Below are 24,445 nucleotides of genomic sequence, written 5' to 3'. Positions count from 1 at the left end.
GTGAGAAGTCGTTGTAACACGGCCCTCGGATTGGGATGATAAATTCCAGAGGTCACGCTGTTGCCGCATTTTCAAATCAGTGACGGTCTATCGCTGACTCAAACCAGAGACCGGAAGATCAAAGCCTTGGAAGGAAACTGTTGATCATGACCAGCACGAAGACAATCGCTGCCGCATCCGCATTTGCTGGCGCGTTCGCCCTGCTTGCTTCTGCGACGATGCCTGCAGCCGCACAGCAGCAGCCGCCACAGGGCTGGTTCAAAGTTTGCTCGAAGCAGGAAGACAATGACATCTGCAACACGCAGAACATTATCACTGCTGACTCCGGCCAGTTGCTGACCGCTGTCAACCTCATCGAGATCAAGGGTAAGATCAACCGTAAGATTTTTCAGGTTACTGTGCCAATCGGCCGACTGATTCCTGCTGGCGTTGGTCTGCAGATCGACAACAACAAGCCCACCAAGCTCGAATATGGCATCTGCTTCCCAGATCGCTGCATTGCCGAAGCTCCGCTTTCGGATGAACTGATCAACGCGCTCAAGAAGGGCAGCAAGGTCACGCTGACATCTGTCAACTATCAGAATAAGCAGAACCCAATTCCAGTGGCTCTGACAGGCTTCTCAGCGGCTCTTACCGGCCCAGGCCTTAAGCAGTCTGAACTTGAAGAACGCCAGAAGGAACTTCAGGACGCTGTTGCAAAGCGCCAGAAGGAATTCGAAGAAAAGATGAAGGCTGAACAGGCCAAGGCAAAAGGCGCAGCGAATTAAGCAGCGCTATCCGCGAGAATTAAAAAGGGCGCTCAAAGCGCCCTTTTTGTTGCCGGTTTTTCATGTGTCTCAGTTTGCGTGCAGCTTCACACGATAGGAGCCGTTTTCGAGTCTTTCGAACATTTCGCTAATTTGCGAGTGCCGCAGAGGTTCATCACTGAAGTCCGGAACAAGATTTTGCTCAGAAACATAGGCTGTATATTCGGCCTCAGAATTTTCAGCCAGCAAGTGATAGAAAGGCTGGTCGCGGTGCGGACGCGTTTCTTCCGGAATGGATTCGTACCATTCCTCCGTGTTCGCAAATTCCGGGTCCACATCGAAAATAATGCCGCGGAAGGGAAACAGACGATGTTTGACAACCTGTCCGATCTGAAACTTAGCGTGTTTAATCTGTGCCATACTCATAAGACATATGTAGATCACCGCTGGCGAAAATAAAGCTGCGGGAGATTTCAGGATCGAATTTTAACGTGATCCGCTAATTTTTTGCCTGGCTTCCGCGATCCGATAATTTCGGAAATTGTGGTAAAAATTTAGAAAATCCACTACCGGGTCGCAGGCCTTCGCGCATGAAGAACGCACGCAGGGGTGCAAATGAACGCAGCATCTCCAAGCCTACACCGCGCACAATTTGAGCGGGTAACATGGCAGATAACATCGAACGATTCAGTGCGTCTACTGAACCAGTGCGTGCCAGAATATCAGGGCGACGGCCGCGATCATAAGTGCGGATTACGCGATCTGAACCGGGATCAGAAGGGTCACTTGCAATGGCCTTAACGAGCATCTCGACATCGCGCGTTCCAAGATTAAGTCCTTGCGCGCCGATAGGTGGAAAGACATGGGCCGCTTCACCGATCAGAATGGTACGCTTTGCCGCAAATGATAAAGGCACCATACCGGATAGTGGCCACGCTTGAGGCTGAATATCAATTGTGATCTTGCCAAGCATGAATTGCATCATGTCTTCAATACGTTGAGCAAGGGTGCTCTCATCCAGCGCGAGCAGTGCTTCTGCCCGCTCAGGGTTGACGACCCAGACGAGGCTAGAGCGTTTCCCTTTGAGCGGGACCTGCGTGAATGGACCCTCTTCAGTATGAAACTCGGTCGAGATATTTTCGTGTTCGATTTCATGTGCAAAAGAAAGCACGACCGCTGTCTGCGGATAGCTCCAGCGGCGAGTGCGAATAGCTGCAGCTTCGCGAGCTGCTGAATTTCGCCCATCAGCGGCGACGACTAATCGGGTATGCAGTGTATTTCCACCTGCAAGCGTGATGGTGATATGATCGTCGTTGTTGCGATATTCAATCGCCGTGTTCGTTATCCGCGTGATATTCGCATTTCTCGCAACAGCGTCAGAGAGTTTCTGGTTGAGCGCTGCATTTGGGATATTGTAACCGAATGCGACTTCATCAATTTCACCTGCGCGAAACGTGACCGTAGGGCTGCGAATAAGCCGCTTTGTGGCATCGACGATACGCATCGATGCGAGCGGAGCAGCGACCGGAGCGATATCTTCCCACACGTCGATCTCTTCAAGAAAGCGGATAGCCGGCATCATGAGTGCCGTTGTACGGCGGTCATTTATGTCTGTTTCAGGGCCAAGCAATGCTGTGCGATAGCCTTTGGCGCTCAGTGCAAGTGCCGCCATCATTCCCGCAGGGCCGCCACCAGTGACCGTGATTTCAGTGAGGGGCTTATCGACAATTAGATCATTCATAATGCTCTATCCCTGACCGAAAAGCTTCGGTCCAAAGCGATTCTTATCGCGTCGTATTTATCTTCATTTAATCCCAAGTGAGCGTCGAACGCCATCGCCGCGACCACTAAAACCCAATCTTTGGTGGAATGAGGGCGGTTTTGTCTCATGACTTACTTGCGCTTTTGGCCTTATTCGGGGAAAGCTTTTTTAACGGAGTATGGCTTTCGATTGCTTTGTGCTTGAAAGTCTTATGTGCCCCCTCGTGTTGTTTTAGCGCGTGGGATGGCGATCAAGAGAAATGGCGAACAGCGTGAAAAGCAAATTGACCGGAAAATTAAAAGCCAAGAAAGTGACGGCGCCGCAGGCTAAGGCATTTTCCGTGCATCTGCTGACTGCATCAGGATCATTTCTGGCCTTTTTGTCTATCGTCGCTGCGAGCGATGGTCGTTACACTGCCATGTGGTGGTGGTTGGGATTGGCGCTGTTCGTGGATGGCATTGATGGGCCGATCGCGCGTAAGCTTGAAGTCAAGTATGTGCTGCCGAACTGGTCAGGCGAACTGCTTGATAACATCATCGATTATGTCACTTACGTCCTAATACCTGCCTTTGCACTTTATCAAAGCGGGTTCATGGGGACCAACCTGTCTTTCATATCCGGCGCTATCATCGTTATCACCAGCGCAATTTATTATGCTGATACGGGCATGAAGACGAAGGAAAACTTCTTCAAGGGGTTTCCTGTTGTCTGGAATATGGTGGTGTTTACGCTTTTCATCGTCCGTCCGGGCGAATGGGAGGCTTTTGCTATCGTTGTTCTGTCGGCAATTCTTTCGTTCTTGCCAATCAGTTTCTTGCACCCGGTGCGCGTGGTACGTCTGCGCCCGCTTAATCTGACGATCTTTTTACTGTGGTGCGCCTTTGGTGCATTAGGCCTCTATTACACGCTCGATGCACCGCTTTGGGTGCGCGTCGGCATCACAGTGACGGGACTTTACATCTACTTCATCGGAGCAATCATGCAGTTCTTCCCTAATCTGGGTCGTACTGCTGCTGTTATTGCGGCTGAACAAGCTGCTGAAGCGAAGAAGAGAGGCTAGATCATGATCAATGCTATTCGGGTTCATCAAACCGGCGGGCCAGAAGTTCTGCAATACGAACAGATTGAGATTGGTGAACCGGGCGCTGGCGAAGTTAAGGTACGCCATGAGGCGGTTGGGCTTAATTTCATTGATGTATATTTCCGCACAGGACTTTATAAGGCGGCTCAGATGCCGTTCACGCCCGGCAATGAAGGCGCAGGCACGGTTGTTGCCGTCGGCTCTGGCGTTGAAAATCTGAAATTGGGTGATCGCGTGGCCTATGCGGCCACGCCGGGCTCTTATGCAGATGAGCGCATTCTTTCTGCTGACAGGCTCGTCAAAGTGCCGGATGGCATTGAATTAAAAACTGCTGCCGCAATGATGCTGAAAGGCATGACGGCGCAGTATCTTCTGCGCCAGACTTTCGTTGTGAAGCCGGGGAATACAATTCTCTTCCATGCCGCAGCGGGTGGCGTGGGGCTGATTGCGGGGCAATGGGCAAAGCATCTAGGTGCGACAGTTATTGGGACTGCCGGTTCCGAGGAGAAAGTCACGCTGGCTAAAGCGCATGGCTATGACCATGTGATTAATTACCGTACGGAAAACTTTGTTGAGCGCGTTCGAGAACTGACCGGCGGCGAGGGCGTGGATGTCGTCTATGACTCAGTTGGCCGCGATACCTATATGGGATCGCTTGATGTGCTGAAACCGCTTGGCATGTTTGCCTGTTTCGGTCAGTCATCCGGGGTCATTCCTGCTTTTGATCTTAACCTGTTGGCGCAAAAAGGTTCACTCTTCGCGACACGTCCGACGCTGTTCAATTATGTGGCAAAGCGCGCTGATCTTGAAAAGACAGCCAAGGATTTGTTTGACGTGGTTGCCAGTGGTGCCGTCAAGATCGAAATCAACCAGTCTTATGCGCTGAAAGATGTGCGTAAGGCCCATGAAGACCTCGAAGCTCGTAAGACAACGGGTGCGAGTATATTGCTTCCATAGTCATTGTAAGTTCAGAAACCTAACGGCGGTGTGCATATGTCCTCCGCCGTTTTCTTTTTAGCTTTTCAAGTTTGATCTTGCTGGATAAGGTTATCCAAAAATAAGCTCGGGGAACAATGTCAACGCCTTCAACCGACCGACCTCTTTTGGATGTCCGCCGGCTCACCAAAGTATTTGGTCAGCTTCGGGCCTGCGACGCCGTCGATCTCGTTATCGCGGAAGGCGAAATTCACGCGCTTTTGGGCGAAAATGGTGCAGGCAAATCGACGTTTGTAAAAATGCTGTTTGGTGCGCTACAGCCATTTGAAGGCGAAATCGTCTGGAAGGGTGAGCACGTTACCATTGCCGAACCCGCAATGGCAAGAAAACTTGGCATTGGCATGGTTTTCCAGCATTTTTCGCTGTTTGACTCGCTCACTGCTGCGGAGAACATTGCGCTTTCTTTAGACGGTTCTTTGTCGCTTTCTGAAGTGGCAAAACGAGCGCGCGATGTGGGGCAAGCTTATGGTCTTCCCATTGATCCGCAAGCCCATGTCGGCGATTTGTCTGTCGGTGAACGTCAGCGCATTGAGATTGTCCGCTGTTTGTTGCAGGAGCCGGACCTCATTATCCTTGATGAACCCACATCGGTTCTGACACCACAGGAAGCTGATCGCCTGTTTGAAACGCTAGAGCGTCTGAAGGCGGAAGGCAAGTCGATCCTTTATATCAGTCATCGCCTCGAAGAGGTGAAGCGGCTTTGTGATCGCGCCACAGTGCTGCGTCATGGCAAAGTCGTTGCGCATTGTGATCCGCGGCGGGAAACAGCGTCGTCACTGGCCCGCATGATGGTTGGCAATGACATTAAAGTCGTGGCGCGCAGTCCGATTGAAGCTGTTGAACAACAAGCATCACCGCTTTTTGAGATAAGAAATCTGTCGCAAGCGCCGCGCGGCCCGTTCTCAACTGCACTCAACGACATTTCGCTTGGCATCAAAGCTGGAGAAGTCGTCGGTGTTGCAGGCGTTGCCGGTAATGGTCAAGGCGAGTTCTTTGAAGCTATTTCCGGCGAGGTTTTGCAATCATCTGCATCTGCTGTGCGCATTCGTGGTACTGATGCAGGCAAGCTCGGCATCAGCGAACGCCGAATGATGGGCGCTGCCTTTGTGCCGGAAGAACGTTTGGGACATGGTGCTGTTCCGGCTCTCTCATTGACCGATAATCTTTTCCTTTCGCGTTATAAAACTGATGCCAAAGCCTTCATGCGCGGAGGCAAGCTGAAGCTTATTGCTGAAAGCGCGCTGCGCTCCGCCGCACGGCGCATCGTCAAGACGATGGATGTGCGCAAGAGTGCGGAAAACCCGCCTGCTTCTGCCTTGTCTGGTGGCAACTTGCAGAAGTTCATTATCGGACGCGAGCTGGATCGCTCTCCAATGGTGATGATTGTGAACCAGCCGACATGGGGTGTGGATGCGGGTGCTGCGGCGCATATTCGCCAAGCGCTCGTTGATCTTGCACGCTCTGGTTCAGCGGTTCTTGTCATTAGTCAGGATTTAGATGAACTGCTTGAAATCAGTGACCGTATTGCAGTCATGAACCATGGTGCGCTTTCCGATCCAATGCCTATCGCAGACGTAACGCTGGAAAAGATTGGCCTGCTGATGGGCGGCGTTTCCGGCTCGGATCAGGTGGGGGCAGCGTGATGCGTATTGAACTGGTAAAGCGCCCGCAGCCATCGAAGATTTTTAGTGCTATCTCACCGTTACTGGCCTTAGCGCTGACCTTAGTTTTTGGTGGTGTTGCCTTCGCGTTGATGGGCAAAGATCCGTTTCATGCACTTTATGTGTTTTTCGTCGAACCGTTATTCGACGTTTGGTCGTGGCATGAGTTGCTGGTGAAGGCGACACCGCTCATTCTGATTGCTGTTGGGCTTTGCGTCTGTTTCCAGTCTAACAACTGGAATATTGGAGCCGAAGGCCAGTTCATCATTGGTGCAGTCACGGGCTCAATTTTGCCAGTGATGTTTCCTGATTTGCAGATGTGGATCGTTCTGCCTTTAATGATGTTAATGGGCATGGCTGGTGGCGCCGCATATGCGTCGATCCCGGCTTTGCTGAAAGTCCGCTTTAATACCAATGAAATCCTGACCAGTCTGATGCTCGTTTATGTGGCGCAGCTTTTTCTCGACTGGTTGGTGCGCGGACCTTGGCGCAACCCGGAAGGCTATAACTTCCCGGAAACACGTCAGTTTAATGCAAGCGCCGTACTGCCAGAGATATGGAGCGCATCGGGCCGAGCACATTGGGGCTTTATCTTTGCAATTGTTGCCGCAATCGTCGTTTGGTTTTTGCTTGCTAAAACGCTGAAAGGCTTTGAAATCAAAGTCATCGGCCAAAGCCCTCGGGCAGGACGTTTTGCTGGCTTTAGTCGTGGCAAGCTTGTGTTTTTCGTTTTCGCAGTTTCAGGCGCGTTAGCTGGTCTCGCGGGTATTGCTGAAACATCGGGCGCTATTGGCCAACTTCGCCCGGTGATCTCACCGGGATATGGATTTACGGCCATTATTGTTGCCTTCCTCGGCAGGCTCAATCCGATTGGCGCGATTGCAGCAGGCTTCGTGCTGGCACTTTCGTATCTGGGTGGCGAAGCTGCACAGGTTTCCATCGGTATATCTGAAAAGTCTGCGCGGGTGTTTCAGGGCATGATCCTGTTCTTCGTGCTCGCTTGCGACACACTCATTCATTATCGCATCCGCTTTATCGCCGGACGCGCAGCAGGAAAGGCCTGATCAATGGATTTGACACAGGCAATCCTTCTCACCATCGCGACAGCTGCAACACCTTTGCTGATTGCAGCGATTGGTGAGCTCGTTGTTGAACGCTCCGGTGTCCTAAACCTTGGTGTTGAGGGCATGATGCTGATGGGAGCAGTGTCTGGCTTTGCTGCGGCTCAGTTTACTGGTTCGGCGTGGCTCGGCATGATTGCCGCTATTTTTGTCGGAATGGCATTTTCCGGCATATTCGCATTTCTCACGCTCACGCTTGTTACCAATCAGGTTGCAACGGGTCTGGCACTCACCATTCTTGGTATAGGTGCATCAGCCATGCTTGGCGAAAGCTTCGTCGGTATGCCCGGTGTTAGGCTTGAAGCAATCAGCATTCCGTATCTCACCGATATTCCCTATGTCGGACGTTTCCTGTTCGGTCAGGATCCGATATTCTATATATCCATTTTGCTGGTGATTGGCGTGACGTGGTTCCTGTTCCGCACGCGGGCCGGCCTGCAATTGCGCGCTATCGGTGACAATCACGGCTCAGCCCATGCGCTTGGGGTGCATGTGGTGCGTACGCGCTATCTCGCAGTGCTGTTTGGCGGCGCTTGTGCTGGTCTAGCGGGCGCGCAGCTTTCACTGGTTTATGTGCCGCAATGGGTTGAAAACATGTCCGCAGGGCGTGGCTGGATTGCACTTGCGCTTGTGGTTTTCGCTTCATGGCGTCCTTGGCGCGTGTTGATCGGTGCGTATTTGTTTGGTGCGGTGACGATCGGTCAGCTTCACGCGCAGGCGCTTGGCTTCGGCCTTCCGTCACAATTCCTGTCGGCATTGCCTTACCTCGCGACCATTGTGGTTTTGGTCATCATCTCGCGCAACAGACGTTTGACGATGATGAACACACCCGCATCGCTTGGCAGACCTTTTGTGCCGGATAGATAAATATGAGTTCTGAATGGCAGTCCGGCTCCCACGGTCTGCTATTTTCTTTTGAGGGTGATAACAAGGAGTGCAGGGAACATGAAAAAGACGCTGTTGGCGATTGCCACCGCAGCCAGCTTTATGCTTGGCGGAGCGGCAAATGCAGAAGACAAGCTGAAGGTTGGCTTCATCTATATCGGACCTCCGGGCGACTTCGGCTGGACTTATCAGCATGACGTTGCGCGTAAGGAAATGATCGAAGCTCTCGGCGATAAGGTCGAAACGACGTTCCTCGAAAACGTGCCGGAAGGCGCTGATGCCGAGCGTTCGATCGAGCGTCTTGCGCGTGCAGGCAACAAGCTGATCTTCACGACGTCTTTCGGTTATATGGATCCAACCATTAAGGTTGCGGCCAAATATCCAGACGTAAAGTTTGAACATGCCACCGGTTACAAAACCGCTGACAATGTTTCAGCTTACAATGCGCGTTTTTATGAAGGCCGTTATATTCAGGGCCAGATCGCAGCGAAGCTGTCGGAAAAGGGCGTTGCAGGTTATATTGCCTCTGTGCCTGTTCCAGAAGTCGTGCAGGGCATCAATTCCTTTATCCTCGGCGCACAGTCGGTTAACCCTGATTTCAAGGTCAAGGTTATCTGGGTAAACTCCTGGTTTGATCCGGGTAAAGAAGCTGATGCTGCTAAGGCACTGGTTGATCAGGGTGTTGACATTCTGACCCAGCACACTGACTCGACTGCTCCTATCCAGGTTGCGCATGAGCGTGGTATCAAAGCATTTGGTCAGGCTTCGGACATGATCAAGTTTGGTCCAGAAACCCAGCTCACAGCAATCGTTGATGATTGGGGTCCATACTACATCGACCGCGCGAAAGCTGTGCTTGATGGTAAATGGGAAAGCCAGAACATCTGGTGGGGCATGAAGGAAGGCCTTGTTAAGATGGCGCCTTACACCAACATGCCAGACGACGTGAAGAAAATGGCTGAGGAAACAGAAGCCAAGATCAAGTCTGGTGAATTCAAGCCATTCACTGGCCCTATCAAGAAGCAGGACGGCTCTGTCTGGCTTAAAGAAGGCGAGCAGGCTGACGATAAGACGTTGCTTGGCCTGAACTTCTACGTCGAAGGCGTAGACGATAAGCTGCCGCAGTAAGCTGTAATCAAAGCATAAAAAAGGGCGCTTCGGGCGCCCTTTTCTTTGCCATTTTATTCGGCTTATTCTGCTGCGTCAGCAGGTGCTGCATTCAGCAAGCCGTAGCGTTCTTCGCCAATCTTGCCGAGCAGTTCCAGCTGCGTTTCAAGGAAGTCGATGTGACCTTCTTCATCGGCAAGAAGCTGATCAAAAAGCTGCTTGGAAACATAATCGCCCAGTTCGTCACAGATTTCACGTGACTTCTTATAGGAAGCGCGCGCGTCATACTCACCAGCAAGGTCAGCTTCGAGAACTTCCTTTACATTCTGGCCAATACGCAACGGAGCAACGGTCTGAAGGTTTGGGTGGCCTTCAAGGAAAATGATGCGGTCAATAATCTTGTCCGCATGCTGCATTTCTTCGATAGATTCTTCGCGTTCTTTCTTAGCAAGACGCGTGAAACCCCAATCGTTAAGCAGACGATAGTGCAACCAATACTGGTTTACAGCGCCCAGTTCGAGAAACAATGCCTCGTTAAGCCGCTCGATGACCTTTGGTTCGCCTTTCATTCCAAGAACTCCCGAATTTGTCTCGTAGAGAACGTACACGATCCATAAACTGGATCACGTTTTCGTCCATTTGGTTGTGACGAAGATGATATTCTTCGGTCACCCTTATGATCGTTTCTACGACATTTGGGAAGCAGCCACAGCAACGACCACTCTTGGATATGGCATTGAAGACGGTGCCAGGCACAATTAAACGCCAGCAATCCTCATCAAGAAGTTGTGTGACAACGGCTTCAATATCTTTTTGCGTAATAACATTGCAGCTGCAGACTAGCATTCAAAAGTAACTCCAGCATCTGCCATGCTCTGTGATTGTAAAAAATTCACAAGACGGAGTGAGATTCTCTGTTCGTTGTTGTGATCAACATTGAAATCTACGGAATTCTGGCGCAAATTTACTTCAATATTGGCTATATGCCATTCCGAACCGAACAAAGGTTCCTCCAATCGCAGGGGTTAAAGGCCCGAACATCAAAGGTAGTCTTAGGTAAGTCTTTAAAAACCCACCAGTTTCAGTCAGGTTATGGCTGGAAATGAGCCATTCTGTCAAATTTTATGTTTTTGAAACGTTCTAAAAATCAATAACTTAGAATTATTCTAAATATGAGTTAACCGCCCATCTTTAAACACGAATTAGACTTTTATAGAAAGAAAAACAGGGCAATTTTAGCCCTGTTTTAAATTTATGCGCTATTTCGCCGCATCGTGTGGAAAACTGCCTTCTAAGGCTGTCTAAATGCCTTCAACAGCTTCGAATCCCTCGAACTGAGGTGGGCCAGCATAAAGCGGTTTTGTGTTACCGGCATTGCGGTGCGCGTTGCGGAACTGTTCAGATTTCGTCCAAAATACGAAATCCTCGCGCGTTTTCCAAACGGTGTGCGAGGAATAAAGCGTATAGCCTTCTTCTTCATTTGTTGCGCCGCGCAAAAGATGGAAGCTTTCAAAGCCAGGCAACTCTGACAATTGCGAGTCACGGCTGCGCCAAACGGTTTCAAATTCGACTTCATTGCCGATGATTACCTTGAAGCGGTTCATTGCGATGAACATTGCTGATCCTTACTTTCAAAGAGGGACTGGCTACAGAATGGCCGCAGGACAATTGCACAGTTATTGTGCTCCGTCCTTATAAAGTTCCGGCGAATGCAGTGGTAGGGACTGCACTCGCCGCGTCGTATCTCGGGATATGAAAACCACCACAGCGGTCAGAGATGAGTGGACTTCGTAGACACGACGATTGACGTTCGGGAGGCTTAGCCTCCCGAATGGGGTTAGAACTTCTGTGTTAGCGAGATTTTGAAATAGCGTCCTGCTTCGGACCACCGCTCTGTTACATTTTCTACGCTGTTTACATTCATGGCGTCGTAATAAGTCTTATCGAAGATGTTATAGACACCAGCCTGCAGTCGCGTGCCGTTCAGTTGATTTGGCTCCCACCAGCCCGTGAGATTGACTATACCATAACCAGGCAGTCGCCGTGTTGTTGTACCTGCACGGGTTGAAATCGTTTGATTGATGTAAGCAGCTGCTACAACACTTGAATCTACGCCCCACGTTTCTGCGTTATAGCCGACGCCAAACACTCCTTTAAACGGCAATGCTGATGCCAAAGGAATGTCATCATCTAAGTTCATAGCCTTTGCGTACGCAAAGGAGCCGTGAACGTTAAAGCCGTTGACAAAATTGTGGTGTGCTTTGACTTCGATGCCGGCGATGCGTGCCTTATCGAGATTTCGATACTCCGTCAGGCCAAGAGGAAATGCAGTCGTGCGGGTCGTAACCGTATCGATAAAATCGTTATATCGATTTACGAAAGCAGTAATTTTACCACCAGAATCCTGAGTCCCGAAATTCGCACCAATGTCGATTCCGTAACCCTTTTCAGCGCTCAGGTTTGGATTGCCAATTGTGCCATAACCCGCAGACAGATAGGTTACATAGAGCTGGTCGACTTGCGGTGCTTTGTAAGTTGTTGAAATTTGCGCAAACAGTTCGAGCGCAGGTGTAGCTTGCCATGAGAAGCGGATCTTGGGCGAAATGCGGCTGTCTGTATTGTTGGCATATCCGCTGATCGAGTCCGGCTCATATTTGAACCAGTCAAAGCGTAATCCTGGGGTAACAGCAAAAGGTGTGTCGCCGATAGAGATACGATCTTCGGCGAACATCCCAAAGCGATATGAATCGACATCGGGTGTGTCGGACTGATTGATGTGAAGAAAACCACAAGTTGGACTTTGTAAGCCACGAATACAGGCATCGTCGCCCGTAAACGACTGGGTATTTTTACCAACGCTGAAATCGCCGCCGACGGTCAGGGAGTGCGAAAGTGTTCCCGTATCAAATCCGAGATTTGCGTACCCAGTGGCACCGTAACGCTCATCTTCAAGCTTATAATGCCTGCTGAAGGGCCCCGCCAGTGCGCCGAAGCGGATTGTATCCGTTCCATAGGATCGTGTCATTTTCTGCCAATAAAGTGTGGCTCTCGCATTATTCACGAGGCCATCATTCTGGCTTTCATAACGATAATCGAGTGAAACACGATCACGATCATTCTTGCGATTTTGATTGTAATCGCGATTGTCATAAGTTGTGCCTGCATCCGAATTCAGATTGGTGTCTGAGTCATAGCGGTTTCGTTCGGCTGTGATGCCGATCGTATGACCACCCTCAAGCTCCTGACGCAGCTTGAACATCAAATTGCTTCGATCATAATCACGAGGGTCTGCTTCAGTACGTGCCGGTCCGTAACCTCCTATATCACCAGTTCCCCGGATTTCATGACCGCGCTTATATGATCCTTGAAAAAGAACAGAAGTATTCTGGACCTTTTGGGTAACGGCACCGGAACTGATAAATGAGCGGTCAGAACCGTCATATGTGAGCTTTACCAAGCCGCCGAAGGCTTTTCCCGGAGCAAGCAGATCTTCAGGTTCAAGCGTCTGCAGAGCAATCGCTCCGCCCATCGCACCTGACCCAAGGCGGCTGGCGTCAGCGCCATACAATACATCGAAGGTAGATAAGGCAGATAGGTCATAGGCGTCTGCACTGCCACCGTTAACTTCACCGCGAATTGCTGCATCGAGATACGGGATAGGAATGCCGTCGATGGTGGTGAGAACGCGATCATTCTGTAAACCTCGAATGTTTACACCGCCGGTTGTCGTACTCACCGCGAGGCCCGGCTCCAGCGTATTGGTAAGATCCTTAATGGAATCAACATTGCTCTGCCGAATTTCCTGAGCCGTAATTACATTGGCGAGTGGGCTGTCAGATACAGAGCCGCTTGTTGCACGGTTGTTTTTAATAACAATAGGCTTCAACTGCACGCCATCCGGGTCTGTCGCTGCAGTTTGCTGTTGAGCATATACACTCGATGCCATTGTCGTAAGGATCACAGCCAAGCCTGTGCTTGCCAAAAATGACCGCTTTTGTTCCCCGTTTATTGCCCGCATTGCCCGAATTCTCCTGAAGGCCACAGAAAATTCTCGCAGCCGATTAGGCGCGAGAAAACGAATTATCTCGATAGGTTACTTTCTTCCCATCGCGAGGGAAGTTGTGGCGCTGGCTGGAAGGAGAACCTTCGGGCTTGCTCTGGAAAAAAGAGAATTAAACTTGACTCGATTAATCCAGTAAGGCAGTGATTATTAAACATGACTTACGATGTCAACTAATGTTTTGTTGGCGCCAAGTCAGTGAACAAAAACGGCTCCATAACTGGTGCAGAGGCAGCAAAATGAACAGGCGAATCCATATCGACATGCAGGTGCGGTTGCCGCGTGAGCGCGTCTCCAGCCGCATGCCCGAACTCCAGTCGCGTCTTGATGCGACAGGACAGGTTAAATCGCACATTTCTGAACAGTCTTATGAACCGCAGCTTAAAACTTATGGCAGCCGTGAGCTATTCAACGGCTCACGTGAAGTGGCGATAGAGCATGGCGGCTCTCTCTATCGTTTAAAAATCACCCGTCAAGGCAAGCTCATCCTTAACAAGTAGGCAACAAAAGATGACGACCCAGACCAAGCCCTCCCCAGAGCATATTCTCAAGGCACGGGCAGATAACCCGAAAATGCGCGAACGCGATTTTGCTCAAAGCCTCGGGATATCGGAAGCCGATTTTATTGCGGCATATACAGGTGCAGATGCTGAAAGTTCAATTTCTGCCCGCCGCATCCGTGCCGATGTGGAAACTTTGCTTAAACACGCGCCTTTGCTCGGCGAAGTCATGGCGCTTACACGCAACGAAAGCGCTGTGCATGAAAAGATTGGCCCATTCGAGAAAACGATATGGGGTCCACATGCATCGCTGACACTCGGCAAAGAAATTGATCTTCGCATTTTCCCAAAGCATTGGGTGCATGGTTTTGCTGTAGCAAAGCCGGATGGCGAACATATTCGTCGTAGCCTTCAGTTTTTTGATGCTTCAGGTGAAGCGGTTCATAAGATACATCTGCGCCCTACATCTAATCTGGAAGCCTATGAGCAGCTTGTCGCTGAGTTGCTTCTTGATGATCAGACACCTGCGATTGAAACAAAACCAATTGCTGCCAAAGCTGAGAAAGCGGATGTTTCAACTGTCGATGGCGATGCGTTCCGCGAACGCTGGGGTGCGCTGACTGATGTTCACCAGTTTATTGGTCTTTTGAAAGATTTTGGCGTCGACCGTCATCAGGCCGTGCATCTTGCCGGTCAGGACTTTGCATGGCGCGTTGATCTGTCAGCAGTTGAAGCCATGATGAACCATGTTGTTCAGGAGCGAATTCCGATCATGTGCTTCGTCGGCAGCCGTGGCTGCATCCAGATTCACACAGGCAAGATTGCGGAAATCAAGACGATGGGCCCATGGCTTAATGTTCTTGATCCAACTTTCCATCTTCATCTGCGTGCGGATCACATTGCTGATGCATGGGTTGTTCGTAAGCCTACGAAGGATGGTCACGTCACCTCGCTTGAAGCTTACGATGCCAATGGTGAAATGATTATTCAGTTCTTTGGCGAGCGTCACGAAGGCGAGGCTGAACTCGCCGATTGGCGAATGGTCGCAGAAAATCTTCCTCGTTTGCCACAATCGTCGGCTGCTTAATTCCAACAGGATTTAAGTCGCTTTTTTAGTGCGCGTTCCGGAGATGGTTTCCATTTCCGGAATATGCATGTGAAGGGTACAAACATGTCAGTGATTGGTTTACGCGTGGCTCGCTATACGGTTTTGGCTGTTCTCGCTACGATCGTTGCTTTTAGCGGGTTTGCAAAAGCGGATACAGTTGAGAAATTTGCGGATACATCACGGATCGTCTCCGTCGGTGGTGCTGTGACTGAAATCGTCTATGCTTTAGGCGCGGGCGATAAGCTTGTCGCCCGTGACCAAACAAGCACCTATCCAGAGCAAGCGCGTGAACTGGTTGATGTTGGCTATATGCGCCGTCTTTCACCGGAAGGTGTTCTTTCGGTCAATCCGACCGGCATTTTGATGTCGGAAGGCAGTGGCCCGCCGGAAACTCTAGAAGTCCTCAAGAAAGCATCTGTTCCTATTGTTATGGTCCCGGAAGCCTTTACGGGCGAGGGGGTTATTGCGAAGATTGATGCTGTCGGTAAAGCGCTTGGTCTTGAAGATAAAGCCAAAGAACTCGCAGCAAATGTCTCGCGCGATCTGGAAGCCGCTGAGAAAATTTCGGCCAATCAGAACCCGCGCAAGCGTGTGCTTTTCATCATGTCTGCACAGGAAGGACGCATCATGGCGTCTGGAACGGGCACTGGTGCCAATGGTATCATTACGCTTGCGGGCGGTGTAAATGCTATTGATTCATATCAAGGTTATAAGCAGTTGACAGACGAGGCCGTTGAAAAGGCGGCGCCTGATCTGATCCTGACGATGAACATCGGTAAAGACAGCGTTCAAAAAGAAGACCTTCTGAAAAATCCTGCTTTGGCCAATTCCCCTGCGGGACGCAGCGGTAACATTGTTCAGATGGATTCACTCTATTTGCTTGGCTTCGGTCCACGCACTGGTGCTGCCAGCCGTGAATTGTCTGAAAAGCTCTATGGCAAGCAGGCTGCAAACTAAGAACTTGTGCCTGCTTCGTTTAAATACGGGCAGGCATATCGCGGAAACGCGTAATAAGGACATATAGAAATGACCAGCCATGACCGCACGGCAAAACCTGGGGGCTTTGTTGTGCGTGATCAAGCCGCCGATAATCATGTCGGTGATCGTTCAGCCCGTGCACGCCTTGCTATCGTTGTTCTTGCGATAGCCCTTTGCGTGACTGCGCTTTTCAGTCTTACTGCTGGTGCTTCAGATGCATCAGTTTTGACTGTTCTGCGTGAATATGTTTTCGGCACGCAGGAAAGTGCTGACGCCTTCAGGCGCGATCATCTGATCATCATGGAAATACGTTTGCCGCGCATCATCATAGGCATATTGGTGGGCGCGTCGCTTGCTGTCTCTGGTGCCGTGATGCAGGGATTGTTTCGCAACCCACTCGCTGATCCAGGCCTTGTGGGTGTTTCGACTGGTGCCAGCTTGGGTGCCGTTTCGATGATCGTTCTTGGCGGAACAGCGCTTGCGCCACTTTACATGCTGCTTGGTCTTTATGCTTTGCCACTGGCTGCGTTTGTGGGCGGGTTGATAACGACTCTTGTTCTCTATCGCGTTGCGACGCGGCGCGGTCGCACGTCTGTCGCTACAATGCTACTGGCCGGTATTGCGCTTGGCGCGCTGACCGGCGCTGCGACTGGTGCTCTTGTCTATATTTCCGATGATCGCCAGTTGCGTGATTTGACCTTCTGGGGGCTTGGCTCGCTTGCGGGTGCTACGTGGGGCAAGATCGGAACAGCTGGCCCGATTATCATGGTTGTCCTGTTTGCTACACCGTTTCTTGCACGTGGTTTAAATGCGCTCGCGCTGGGGGAGGCGGCTGCAGGTCATCTTGGTATTCCCGTTCAGCGCATTAAAAATGTGGCTATAGTGACCGTGGCGGCTGCAACTGGCGCAACGGTCGCAATATCGGGTGGCATCGGCTTCATTGGTATTGTTGTGCCGCACATGCTGCGTTTGAGCATTGGCCCTGATCATCGCTATTTGTTGCCAGCGGCAGCGTTGCTCGGCGCGATTATGCTTTTGCTGGCCGATGCGGTCAGCCGCACCATCGTTGCGCCCGCTGAATTGCCAATCGGCATTATTACAGCCGTGTGTGGTGCTCCCTTCTTCCTCTGGATCTTGCTGCGTCAGCGCGGCGTTCTCGACCTGTGAGGCACGAGATGATTGAAACCAAAAACTTAAGCGTTTCTATTGGCAAAAAGTCGATCATTGAGAATGTCAATTTTGTTGCGCGTCCCGGCGAGGTGACAGCTATCGTTGGTCCGAATGGTTCGGGCAAGACAACATTGCTGCGCGCACTGTCGGGCGATATCGCTTATACTGGATCTGCCTATCTCGATGGCGAGGATTTCAGCAGCATTAAGCCATGGCGTATGGCTTCACGTCGTGCGGTGCTTCCGCAAGCCAGTGCCTTGTCGTTTCCGTTCACAGTTCGCGAAATTGTGCATATCGGTCTGACAGGTGGGTTTAGCGGCGTGACCGGTCCTGACCAGGAAAAACTGCCTGATCGCGCATTGGAAAAGGTCGATCTCGCTGGCTTCAGTGGTCGGCTTTATCAGGAATTATCCGGTGGTGAACAGCAACGCGTTCAGCTGGCCCGCGTTTTGTGTCAGGTGTGGAAGCCGGTGGTGGATGGAAGTCCCCGCTATTTGTTTTTAGATGAACCGATTTCCAGCCTCGACATAAAACATCAGATCACGGTGATGGAAATTGCACGCGATTTTGCGGCGGAAGGGGGTGGGGTGATTGCCATTCTGCATGATCTCAATCTTACCGCCATGTTCGCCGACAGTATTGCCGTCATGCATAAGGGGAGGCTCGATACAATCGGAACGCCGCAAGATGCTCTGACTGACGATCGGCTTGAACGGGTCTATGAATGCACGTTGCGGGTCTGTGTTCCGCCTGCAGAGGGCGTTCCGTTTGTGTTACCGCAATCGGCCTACACTGTGTCGCTCTGAACGAATGCGCAAAAATAAAAGGCTGAGAACCAAGTTGGTTGTCAGCCTTTTTCAATTCTGCTTATTGTTGAAAATCAACTGGCGACGCGCTCAACTTCAAGATCGTCATCAAGGCCAAGCAAAGCACGAACATTCGGACGAGCCTTTACGAGGTCGTCGATACTGTACTTCATCAAAACGCCAAAGAAGGCATTCAGTGCCTCGCGCAGAGCTGAGTTTAAACCGCAGCTATCGACGAGCGGGCATTCCGTGGCGTCGTTTTCAAAACACTCAGCCATGGCGAAGTTTTCTTCTGTCACGCGTACGACGTCGAACAGGGAGATATCTTTTGCCGCGCGTCCAAGGCGGACACCACCGTTTCGGCCTCGCACGGTTTCAACCAGCTTGTTTTCCACGAGCGGCTGCAAAATCTTAAAAAGAAAAAGTTCGGATACGCCATAGGAGCGGGCTATTTCCGGAACTCGACTTAATTTGCCGTCATTGGCGGCACAATACATAAGCATGCGAATGGCATAATTCGTCTGACGAGTAAGACGCATTTATTATTCCTTTCAGCACATCCTCAAACTTTCTCATGGGGCTTTCCCATTTAAAAGCTTTGCTTTTGTTACGTCACATACCCCGCTGGTTAACCGTCGACGGTTAGCTTTTGAACGTATGTGCCAAGCGCGTGCGTTTATTTCGATTCCACTTTAGAACTATTCTTAAAATATATGAAGTGATTTATCACCTTTAAAGGGCAAAAAGATCACTTCTTTTCATCACGTCATCGCGATCACGTATCCGGGTTGATCTTGGTTGACTGACAAACATCGATCCACTGAGCAGATACGAGCTCGGCCATTTTTTGCGGAGAGATTCTCACAGCGCTGTTCGTTGCACCTGCAGCGGGTACAACCTCCTCAAAGGTTTTGAGCGACAAGTCGCAATAAACGGGTAGCGCGTTTGGTAAACCAAACGGACACACTCCACCGACTGGATGGCTTGTTTCGGCTAACACGCTTTCCGCGTCCAGCATCCGCGGCTTACTACCGAAGTGATCTTTAAACTTGCGGTTATCAATGCGCGCATCGCCACGCGTAACGATGAGAATGGTCTGGTCTTTAGCTGCAAACGATAATGTCTTCGCGATTTGCCCTGGCTGCACGCCATGCGCCTCAGCAGCAAGTGCCACTGTCGCTGTACTGGTCGGCATTTCAATAATATTGATTTCCGGTGCCTTCTTCGAAAAGAATGCTTTGACCGATTCCAAGCTCATAAGTTCCCATTTCTTTATGACTGTTGCGGTCAAGTTTATGCATCATTGATTTAGAGAGCAAGTCTATCAACGATTTAATGCTATTTAGCTGTAAGTGGCAGATTGACGCTGCCGTTTGATGACGATAAAGAGGCTCTCATATCTGCTTCGTGCAGACGCGGAGGGGTGGCCGAGCGGTTTAAGGCACCGGTCTTGAAAACCGGCGTGCAGGAGACTGTACCGTGGGTTCGAATCCCACCCCCTCCGCCATAAACGACTGAAATTATTATGCAAAATTTGTTGACGGATTTTTCTGGCTTCAGCGGTTGTCTGCAACAAATTTGTTTGCGGCTGCAACAATGGCGCAACAATTTTTCTGTTGCAGACGGCATTTTTACGGGCAGAACGAATCGAACACACAGTTGAGCGAAATCTCACACCTTACTGCGTTTGACATTCTGTTGGTAATAGATGTGTTTATGACATCTTCATGCCACGCAGGCGAGGCAACCGGAGCGCCGCTTAAATGCAACTATTCGTATGACGGCGGTAAACCGCATTAAGGGTATTTGCGTCTCTACCAAGGCAACAAAAACTGGCTAGATATTCACGGCATGGGCAGTAGGATCAAACTAAGCAACACTTTTTGTACTTCTGTCCGCTACCACACGGGCATGGCTCATTGCGCCCAATTTTCCTATGAAGCGCACCTCGCGATAGCGTCGTAACTGGAACCATTGGCTTTTTGGGCCATTTGTCGAGCGCCTTCTCCAGACTTGCATCGGTTTTCCATTTCCCTTCGATAGCAAGAGCACCTCTGATGTCTCCGGTTCCAGGAGCAATTAGCAGTCCATACCAGACATCAGACTTTGTGTCGTATTTTCTAATTTGACAGTGGGCCGCCAAACGTTCTCTCGCGAACTCTTCCGGAAGCGAATTAACGTGAATGGTGAAACCTGACTTATCTGTATCCAACGGAAGTGAAATGTCGTGATCTCGCCCGTCGTCGGCTGCTGACCTCACTAATCGATCAATGCCCCTATTGAGGTGCTTTGCGGTATCGGATCCGAGTTGAAGGAATAACATTCCAATTCCCACAAGTTCGGGAATGGCGCTGGCCTCGAATTCAGAAATCAGTTTACCAATGGGGGTTCCATCAAAGCGAGTTAGTATGCCTTTGGGTATTCGTTCTCCTGGAACTCCCAATCTGCGTGCGGACATAGCTATGTCGAGGGAACTGGTAAAGTCATCGCCCAAGTTCACCATGTCGTATTGATCTTCTAGCCACAGGTTATGTTTTAGATGATACCCTAAGTTTGTCAGCTCCTGATTTACCAATAGCCTTCGGTCGAATTTCGCTCGCAGTGTCAAGTAATTTAAAAAATGTAATGGTGTTTCAAGTATTTCTGTGGCGACATCAAGGAAAAATAAATCTGTAATTATAGGTGGTTGTATATTTTTATCAGATTTTATTTTTAGGAATTGTCGCGCTTGTGCAGAAAGAGCAGGGTAATGATCCGATACGCTGCACAAAGGAAAGATTTTCGAAGGCCGATTCGGAAGATTAATTTCATCGGCAACTGGTGATACGAATCGATATTTGGGGTCTAAGAGTGCCTCCGAACACAGCAAAGCCTGATCATAAGCATCATGAATAGCTTTTTTAAAGTCGTCCTTTAGCTGAGAATCGTTTCCCTTACGCGCCTCGATGGTTAGCCGTTTTGACTTGGCTTGCACTACAATTGCTCGGTCCCCAAACAAGACCAGGACGTCTGCTTCCGAGACTCGATCTTTTCCCTTATAAATGTCCACATTTTGAAAAACATGCTGTGGTCCGAACACACGGGTTAGACGATCAGCCAAGAATTGCTCAGCGAACGCGCCACGGTTCTTAGATGCAGTTGAGGCGTAGGATTTGTCAGCTGCCATCCAAAAAAATGGTGCTTCATACAGCGCTTCTAGTAGGCTGTAATGTTGCAGTAAAATATATGCACCATCGACAACTTTGATGATCGGAGCAGCATTTGTTTCGTTGAAGGCATTTAAGCTGGAAAAAGAGGCGTTTGCTTTCTTTGCATCAACGGTGAATGCCACAAGAATGCATTCTATTTTTTCAGAAGAGAATCCTGTCTTCTCTTTTAGCTCATGAACGTCGAAAGAAAACCCGGGCAAAAAAGTCCATTGATCGGGATGAAGTTTTAGCATTGCCTCGCGAAGGCTCAAAAACTTTTGCATCTGCAACTCGCCGAGCTGGCGAGCAACTATGCAGGCTTCGTCAATGGAAAAGCCAACGTGAGATGTGAGCCACTTGTCATCCGCGTTGTATTTTTTGAGCGCTAGTTCTTCATATTGGAAATTGTAAGCTGAATCACCGCCATAAAAAATGGGCTCTCTTAATCCCTCCGCGGTGCTAAATGGATCAACGCGACTTGCTTTAAGAGGATCTCGCGCCATTGCCTCAAATGCAGCTAGCCACGGCTTCTGAAGGCTCATATGCATTTCATGCAGTAGCGCTTCTGACTGATTTATGTAGTTTTGAAGAGTCGCTGGTTTGGGCACACTGACGTCAATGTCTCCTTTCGCCATCAGACCTATAAGCGTCGAAATTTCAGATCTGAGCAGTTGCTCATGGGAGTATTGATGCTGGATATCATCCTCTGTTAGCTTATCACCAGCAAATCTAATAAGATTATCTCGCCAACAGAAATATGCTATAGCGTGAATATAACCAGGAGAGCCGCAAAGCTTTTGAAGGTCGTCAAATATTTCCGCTTCGCTACGCGCTATTTTGGGATTTATATCTTTTTTTCGCAAGGACCCACCGCATCGAATCAGAGAACTTACGTAGTCTATCTGATTTCTCAGGATATTGGGTCAGACTTAAGTATAGCTATATAACGATGTTGCTTTCTAAGCCACTAAATCCGAACGGGAATATTTAGTATTCTCTAATGTTTAGGTGCCTGCTGCGCTTGTAAGACATCGTTTCCGCCTTCGTCGTTAGTAATATTATCCGCATCAAGTTCTGCTCGCCATGCTGCCAGTACGGTAGCGTCGCGGACACCGGGTTGGACGTGGATCGCTAGGCGATTAACGTGGTCTTCGCGGATTTGTTCAATGATCCACCCGCGCAGAGCGACGTCATCAATATGTGCGAGCAAGAATTGCGTTGCGTCATCGCGTGCGGCTGGGCGTCGGAGGTCGCGCATCAGGCGGTTCATGGAGGGCCGCTCGCTGTAGCGTTCGCGGTGAGGTTTAGGGGAAGTCGAAAACCCCCGTTCATAATCCGAGATAGGCCACTCATGCCCTACTATATCGGGACTCAGTTTTTCTGGTGAAAATATTGATGAGCGGATTGATAGCAGCGTGGCAATGAATACCCAGCCAACGAGAATGGGGAGCTTTTTCTGACGTCGCGCCTGACGTGCGCGTGCCAGGGCAATTTCATAGCAGCTCTTTTGACGTCGTTTTTTCTTCTCCATGGCTGGCTCCCGATTTTTCGCATCGGAACAATTATGGAATGAAAACCCACCGGCGGCAGATTTTTGGGGCTGCTTTTGTCAAGCGTCAACATTCTAACGCCCGTAAATGGGGAAAAGAACGACAAGATTGACGCCGCATGGGTGTGAACTCATCGGATTTTCGGTCTGTGCGGCTCAAAGCTCTGTTGCTCAGTATTGAACAGCCGATCCCGTTGACGTCGCAATTTATCACGTTCGCTGATCACAGCGTGCAGTGATTGGTTGGTGTTAGAAAGTCTTGTTTCCACAGACGTCCGACGTCTGATTTCATTCTGCAGACGATTTTCCGCGTCTGCTGTACGCTTGCGTTCACCCTCGACAACTGTCTTCACCTCCTTCCAAAGAGATTTACGAATGGAGGATATGTGCAGTGAATCCCAAAAAGCTCGTAGCCAGTTAGCGAGAGAGCGGACCTTCCTGACTTCGGCGTCAGCCTTTGCAACAAGCTTTCCAGATTCGTCTTGTGCATCCTGAATGATAATTTTTGCGTGCTGCTTGGCATGCGCAACGGCTTTTTGTGCTGCCGTTTCGTGCTGCTCACGTTTGGCGTCTGCTACTTTAGCAGCATTGCTTGCCATAACTACCATCACTTTTGCCTGCTGCACACTTTTGGCTGCAGCCTTCTCAACCATCCATTCGGCCCTAGAAAGGCGGCGTCGCGCCGGACCGAGTCGCGTCAGACCATGGGGCAATCCAACTTTCTCGGAATAAGAATCCTGCCATGTGCGCATTGCCGTGACATAAGCCTTGTCACCAATGGCGTTAGCAGCTTTCTTTTCTTGACCGTTCACAATGGCAGCTTCGACAGCTTGTTTCTTCGCTGCCTTACCAGGGTGCAGCCGATCAGCGTGGCCGGAGGAATGCAGTCCATACGCATGCAGATGCACATGCGCCTCATCTATGTGCATCACGACGGTTTCCAGCGTGCCGCCACGCGCTTTCAGATCACTTCGAAGCCATTTCACGGAATCCTTAGCCCAAGCTTCCACAGCAGCATTGACTTCGGGATCGTTGCGGCATTCATCGGGCGTCGCGGGATGAGACAACACACAGGTGAAAAGCGAACAGGTGTCTTTTCGAACCGCGCGCTTTTTACCAGTTGCGAGCGTTTCTTGTGCTTGCTCGACCAAGGTATCATGGCGGCGCATAAGCTCATCAAAATCGCAACCGTAGACGGGCACGGGATTCTTCGGATTTGCAACATGGAGAGAAGATTCTGGCATCCGTCGCGCTTCGGAAATAATTTCCGTTACGTTCAGCTTTTTGTTACGGCCACCAGATCGAGAGTAAGTTTCAATATGGGCAAACTGGAAGCCCATTTTCGTTACGGCTTTGATGCGACGCTGGCTGCAAGCTGGCTTTCGGTTTCCTGAATAAGTTCCCAAACTTGACCAAGTTCCGCATGGATTTTCATAAGGCGGGCGTCTAACTTCTTACCGTTAGGCCAGCCGAGCCAATGCAATTGTTCAAATCCGCGCGCAGCGGTACGCAGTTCATCCATGAGGTACATGTAACGGGCATGATTGAGAGGGAATTCTTCAGTTGGGATTTCAAGTAGATTCATGGTCGAAGCTCCTGTTTAAAATTGCTTAGACCACTATGGTCATCCGTCGGCGAGAATAAAACAAGAACAAAGATGTAGTGACCGACTACGTCTATTCGCTTTACGCCTGCGGCTACTCATAGACATCGGCTCTCCGAGGGCC

24 protein-coding genes and 1 tRNA gene are annotated in these 24,445 nt (G+C 50.2%); 13 read left to right on the top strand and 12 right to left on the bottom strand.

From position 1 onward, the window contains the following. Positions 1 to 146: 146 nt before the first annotated feature. Complete coding sequence (locus tag U2P60_RS06520) at positions 147 to 767, top strand: invasion associated locus B family protein (RefSeq protein WP_187546953.1); 621 nt, start codon at positions 147 to 149, stop codon at positions 765 to 767. A 69-nt stretch (positions 768 to 836) separates the two neighbouring features. On the opposite strand, the gene hspQ is transcribed toward U2P60_RS06520, so the two are convergent. Beyond that, complete coding sequence (gene hspQ, locus U2P60_RS06515) at positions 837 to 1,172, bottom strand: heat shock protein HspQ (RefSeq protein WP_313829845.1); 336 nt, start codon at positions 1,170 to 1,172, stop codon at positions 837 to 839. 73 nt (positions 1,173 to 1,245) lie between these two features. Then, complete coding sequence (locus tag U2P60_RS06510; RefSeq protein WP_413571886.1) at positions 1,246 to 2,487, bottom strand: UbiH/UbiF family hydroxylase; 1,242 nt, start codon at positions 2,485 to 2,487, stop codon at positions 1,246 to 1,248. 280 nt (positions 2,488 to 2,767) lie between these two features. Between U2P60_RS06510 and pcsA the strand changes: the two genes are divergently transcribed. From pcsA to U2P60_RS06480, 6 genes are all read left to right on the top strand, one after another. Continuing rightward, a complete protein-coding gene (gene pcsA / locus U2P60_RS06505; protein ID WP_413571884.1) occupies positions 2,768 to 3,568 on the top strand; it encodes a phosphatidylcholine synthase in 801 nt (266 codons plus the stop codon). A 3-nt stretch (positions 3,569 to 3,571) separates the two neighbouring features. After that, positions 3,572 to 4,546 carry a quinone oxidoreductase family protein gene (locus U2P60_RS06500; RefSeq protein WP_413571883.1) on the top strand — a complete coding sequence of 325 codons (975 nt, stop codon included), beginning with the start codon at positions 3,572 to 3,574 and terminating at the stop codon, positions 4,544 to 4,546. Positions 4,547 to 4,662: 116 nt separating this feature from the next. Next, complete coding sequence (locus tag U2P60_RS06495) at positions 4,663 to 6,228, top strand: ABC transporter ATP-binding protein (RefSeq protein WP_413571881.1); 1,566 nt, start codon at positions 4,663 to 4,665, stop codon at positions 6,226 to 6,228. Beyond that, positions 6,228 to 7,310: an ABC transporter permease gene (locus U2P60_RS06490; protein ID WP_413571880.1), complete on the top strand. Its 1,083-nt coding sequence runs from the start codon at positions 6,228 to 6,230 to the stop codon at positions 7,308 to 7,310. The genes U2P60_RS06495 and U2P60_RS06490 overlap by 1 nt, the downstream gene beginning before the upstream one ends. 3 nt (positions 7,311 to 7,313) lie before the next feature. Next, positions 7,314 to 8,234, top strand: coding sequence for an ABC transporter permease (locus U2P60_RS06485; protein WP_413571879.1), 921 nt, complete (start codon positions 7,314 to 7,316; stop codon positions 8,232 to 8,234). Between the two features lie 78 nt (positions 8,235 to 8,312). After that, entirely contained in the window at positions 8,313 to 9,380 is a 1,068-nt protein-coding gene (locus tag U2P60_RS06480; protein ID WP_413571878.1) for a BMP family ABC transporter substrate-binding protein, read from the top strand. 62 nt (positions 9,381 to 9,442) lie between these two features. Here the strand turns inward: U2P60_RS06480 and bfr are convergent, their stop codons facing one another. The 4 genes from bfr to U2P60_RS06460 form a co-directional block, all read right to left on the bottom strand. Then, the gene (gene bfr, locus U2P60_RS06475; RefSeq protein WP_413571877.1) at positions 9,443 to 9,928 is read right to left on the bottom strand and encodes a bacterioferritin; all 486 of its coding nucleotides are present in this window, start codon (positions 9,926 to 9,928) and stop codon (positions 9,443 to 9,445) included. After that, positions 9,894 to 10,205, bottom strand: a complete 312-nt coding sequence (locus U2P60_RS06470; RefSeq protein ID WP_313829832.1) for a (2Fe-2S)-binding protein — start codon at positions 10,203 to 10,205, stop codon at positions 9,894 to 9,896. The genes bfr and U2P60_RS06470 overlap by 35 nt, the downstream gene beginning before the upstream one ends. Positions 10,206 to 10,660: 455 nt before the next feature. Continuing rightward, positions 10,661 to 10,975 (bottom strand): antibiotic biosynthesis monooxygenase, encoded by a 315-nt coding sequence (locus tag U2P60_RS06465; protein ID WP_313829830.1) that lies wholly within the window; start codon positions 10,973 to 10,975, stop codon positions 10,661 to 10,663. A gap of 221 nt (positions 10,976 to 11,196) precedes the next feature. After that, a complete protein-coding gene (locus U2P60_RS06460; RefSeq protein ID WP_413571875.1) occupies positions 11,197 to 13,377 on the bottom strand; it encodes a TonB-dependent hemoglobin/transferrin/lactoferrin family receptor in 2,181 nt (726 codons plus the stop codon). 281 nt (positions 13,378 to 13,658) lie between these two features. Here U2P60_RS06460 and hemP point away from each other — a divergent pair, with 281 nt between their 5' ends. The 5 genes from hemP (at position 13,659) to U2P60_RS06435 (ending at position 17,981) form a co-directional block, all read left to right on the top strand. Beyond that, on the top strand, positions 13,659 to 13,919 hold the full coding sequence (gene hemP / locus U2P60_RS06455) for a hemin uptake protein HemP (RefSeq protein ID WP_413571874.1): 261 nt from the start codon (positions 13,659 to 13,661) through the stop codon (positions 13,917 to 13,919). A 10-nt stretch (positions 13,920 to 13,929) separates the two neighbouring features. Then, on the top strand, positions 13,930 to 15,006 hold the full coding sequence (locus U2P60_RS06450; RefSeq protein WP_413571873.1) for a hemin-degrading factor: 1,077 nt from the start codon (positions 13,930 to 13,932) through the stop codon (positions 15,004 to 15,006). A gap of 84 nt (positions 15,007 to 15,090) precedes the next feature. After that, positions 15,091 to 15,984 (top strand): heme/hemin ABC transporter substrate-binding protein, encoded by an 894-nt coding sequence (locus U2P60_RS06445; protein ID WP_413571872.1) that lies wholly within the window; start codon positions 15,091 to 15,093, stop codon positions 15,982 to 15,984. Positions 15,985 to 16,053: 69 nt separating this feature from the next. Beyond that, positions 16,054 to 17,172 (top strand): FecCD family ABC transporter permease, encoded by a 1,119-nt coding sequence (locus U2P60_RS06440; RefSeq protein ID WP_413571870.1) that lies wholly within the window; start codon positions 16,054 to 16,056, stop codon positions 17,170 to 17,172. 8 nt (positions 17,173 to 17,180) lie between these two features. Beyond that, positions 17,181 to 17,981 (top strand): heme ABC transporter ATP-binding protein, encoded by an 801-nt coding sequence (locus tag U2P60_RS06435; RefSeq protein WP_413571869.1) that lies wholly within the window; start codon positions 17,181 to 17,183, stop codon positions 17,979 to 17,981. Between the two features lie 74 nt (positions 17,982 to 18,055). On the opposite strand, the gene rirA is transcribed toward U2P60_RS06435, so the two are convergent. Then, complete coding sequence (rirA, locus tag U2P60_RS06430; RefSeq protein WP_413571868.1) at positions 18,056 to 18,520, bottom strand: iron-responsive transcriptional regulator RirA; 465 nt, start codon at positions 18,518 to 18,520, stop codon at positions 18,056 to 18,058. 236 nt (positions 18,521 to 18,756) lie between these two features. Then, on the bottom strand, positions 18,757 to 19,239 hold the full coding sequence (locus tag U2P60_RS06425) for a YbaK/EbsC family protein (RefSeq protein WP_413572010.1): 483 nt from the start codon (positions 19,237 to 19,239) through the stop codon (positions 18,757 to 18,759). 159 nt (positions 19,240 to 19,398) lie between these two features. On the opposite strand from U2P60_RS06425, the gene U2P60_RS06420 reads away from it, so the two are divergent. After that, positions 19,399 to 19,488 (top strand) — tRNA-Ser (locus U2P60_RS06420). 357 nt (positions 19,489 to 19,845) lie between these two features. Here the strand turns inward: U2P60_RS06420 and U2P60_RS06415 are convergent. The 4 genes from U2P60_RS06415 to U2P60_RS06400 all read right to left on the bottom strand — a co-directional run bounded on the left by U2P60_RS06415 (position 19,846) and on the right by U2P60_RS06400 (position 24,303). Then, positions 19,846 to 22,032, bottom strand: coding sequence for an SEC-C metal-binding domain-containing protein (locus U2P60_RS06415; protein WP_413571867.1), 2,187 nt, complete (start codon positions 22,030 to 22,032; stop codon positions 19,846 to 19,848). Between the two features lie 134 nt (positions 22,033 to 22,166). Further along, positions 22,167 to 22,700: a hypothetical protein gene (locus tag U2P60_RS06410; protein WP_413571866.1), complete on the bottom strand. Its 534-nt coding sequence runs from the start codon at positions 22,698 to 22,700 to the stop codon at positions 22,167 to 22,169. 149 nt (positions 22,701 to 22,849) lie between these two features. Further along, positions 22,850 to 24,058 carry a hypothetical protein gene (locus U2P60_RS06405; RefSeq protein WP_413571865.1) on the bottom strand — a complete coding sequence of 403 codons (1,209 nt, stop codon included), beginning with the start codon at positions 24,056 to 24,058 and terminating at the stop codon, positions 22,850 to 22,852. 5 nt (positions 24,059 to 24,063) lie between these two features. Then, positions 24,064 to 24,303: a hypothetical protein gene (locus tag U2P60_RS06400; protein WP_413571864.1), complete on the bottom strand. Its 240-nt coding sequence runs from the start codon at positions 24,301 to 24,303 to the stop codon at positions 24,064 to 24,066. Positions 24,304 to 24,445 lie beyond the last annotated feature (142 nt).

This window comes from Brucella sp. H1_1004 (assembly GCF_047308065.1).
GTDB lineage: Bacteria > Pseudomonadota > Alphaproteobacteria > Rhizobiales > Rhizobiaceae > Brucella > Brucella pseudogrignonensis_B.
This window is presented reverse-complemented; position numbering and strand designations above follow the sequence as displayed.

Bases quoted from the DNA above. Each gene is read 5' to 3' on its own strand.
- U2P60_RS06495 (WP_413571881.1), top strand. From the start codon at position 4,663: ATGTCAACGCCTTCAACCGACCGACCTCTTTTGGATGTCCGCCGGCTC.
- U2P60_RS06445 (WP_413571872.1), top strand. From the start codon at position 15,091: ATGTCAGTGATTGGTTTACGCGTGGCTCGCTATACGGTTTTGGCTGTT.
- U2P60_RS06485 (WP_413571879.1), top strand. From the start codon at position 7,314: ATGGATTTGACACAGGCAATCCTTCTCACCATCGCGACAGCTGCAACA.
- U2P60_RS06410 (WP_413571866.1), bottom strand. From the start codon at position 22,700: ATGGAGAAGAAAAAACGACGTCAAAAGAGCTGCTATGAAATTGCCCTG.
- U2P60_RS06480 (WP_413571878.1), top strand. From the start codon at position 8,313: ATGAAAAAGACGCTGTTGGCGATTGCCACCGCAGCCAGCTTTATGCTT.
- U2P60_RS06450 (WP_413571873.1), top strand. From the start codon at position 13,930: ATGACGACCCAGACCAAGCCCTCCCCAGAGCATATTCTCAAGGCACGG.
- U2P60_RS06520 (WP_187546953.1), top strand. From the start codon at position 147: ATGACCAGCACGAAGACAATCGCTGCCGCATCCGCATTTGCTGGCGCG.
- U2P60_RS06425 (WP_413572010.1), bottom strand. From the start codon at position 19,239: ATGAGCTTGGAATCGGTCAAAGCATTCTTTTCGAAGAAGGCACCGGAA.
- rirA (WP_413571868.1), bottom strand. From the start codon at position 18,520: ATGCGTCTTACTCGTCAGACGAATTATGCCATTCGCATGCTTATGTAT.
- U2P60_RS06440 (WP_413571870.1), top strand. From the start codon at position 16,054: ATGACCAGCCATGACCGCACGGCAAAACCTGGGGGCTTTGTTGTGCGT.
- U2P60_RS06460 (WP_413571875.1), bottom strand. From the start codon at position 13,377: ATGCGGGCAATAAACGGGGAACAAAAGCGGTCATTTTTGGCAAGCACA.
- hemP (WP_413571874.1), top strand. From the start codon at position 13,659: ATGAACAGGCGAATCCATATCGACATGCAGGTGCGGTTGCCGCGTGAG.
- U2P60_RS06435 (WP_413571869.1), top strand. From the start codon at position 17,181: ATGATTGAAACCAAAAACTTAAGCGTTTCTATTGGCAAAAAGTCGATC.
- U2P60_RS06490 (WP_413571880.1), top strand. From the start codon at position 6,228: ATGCGTATTGAACTGGTAAAGCGCCCGCAGCCATCGAAGATTTTTAGT.
- U2P60_RS06500 (WP_413571883.1), top strand. From the start codon at position 3,572: ATGATCAATGCTATTCGGGTTCATCAAACCGGCGGGCCAGAAGTTCTG.
- U2P60_RS06510 (WP_413571886.1), bottom strand. From the start codon at position 2,487: ATGAATGATCTAATTGTCGATAAGCCCCTCACTGAAATCACGGTCACT.
- bfr (WP_413571877.1), bottom strand. From the start codon at position 9,928: ATGAAAGGCGAACCAAAGGTCATCGAGCGGCTTAACGAGGCATTGTTT.
- U2P60_RS06405 (WP_413571865.1), bottom strand. From the start codon at position 24,058: ATGGGCTTCCAGTTTGCCCATATTGAAACTTACTCTCGATCTGGTGGC.
- U2P60_RS06470 (WP_313829832.1), bottom strand. From the start codon at position 10,205: ATGCTAGTCTGCAGCTGCAATGTTATTACGCAAAAAGATATTGAAGCC.
- U2P60_RS06465 (WP_313829830.1), bottom strand. From the start codon at position 10,975: ATGTTCATCGCAATGAACCGCTTCAAGGTAATCATCGGCAATGAAGTC.
- U2P60_RS06400 (WP_413571864.1), bottom strand. From the start codon at position 24,303: ATGAATCTACTTGAAATCCCAACTGAAGAATTCCCTCTCAATCATGCC.
- hspQ (WP_313829845.1), bottom strand. From the start codon at position 1,172: ATGAGTATGGCACAGATTAAACACGCTAAGTTTCAGATCGGACAGGTT.
- pcsA (WP_413571884.1), top strand. From the start codon at position 2,768: ATGGCGAACAGCGTGAAAAGCAAATTGACCGGAAAATTAAAAGCCAAG.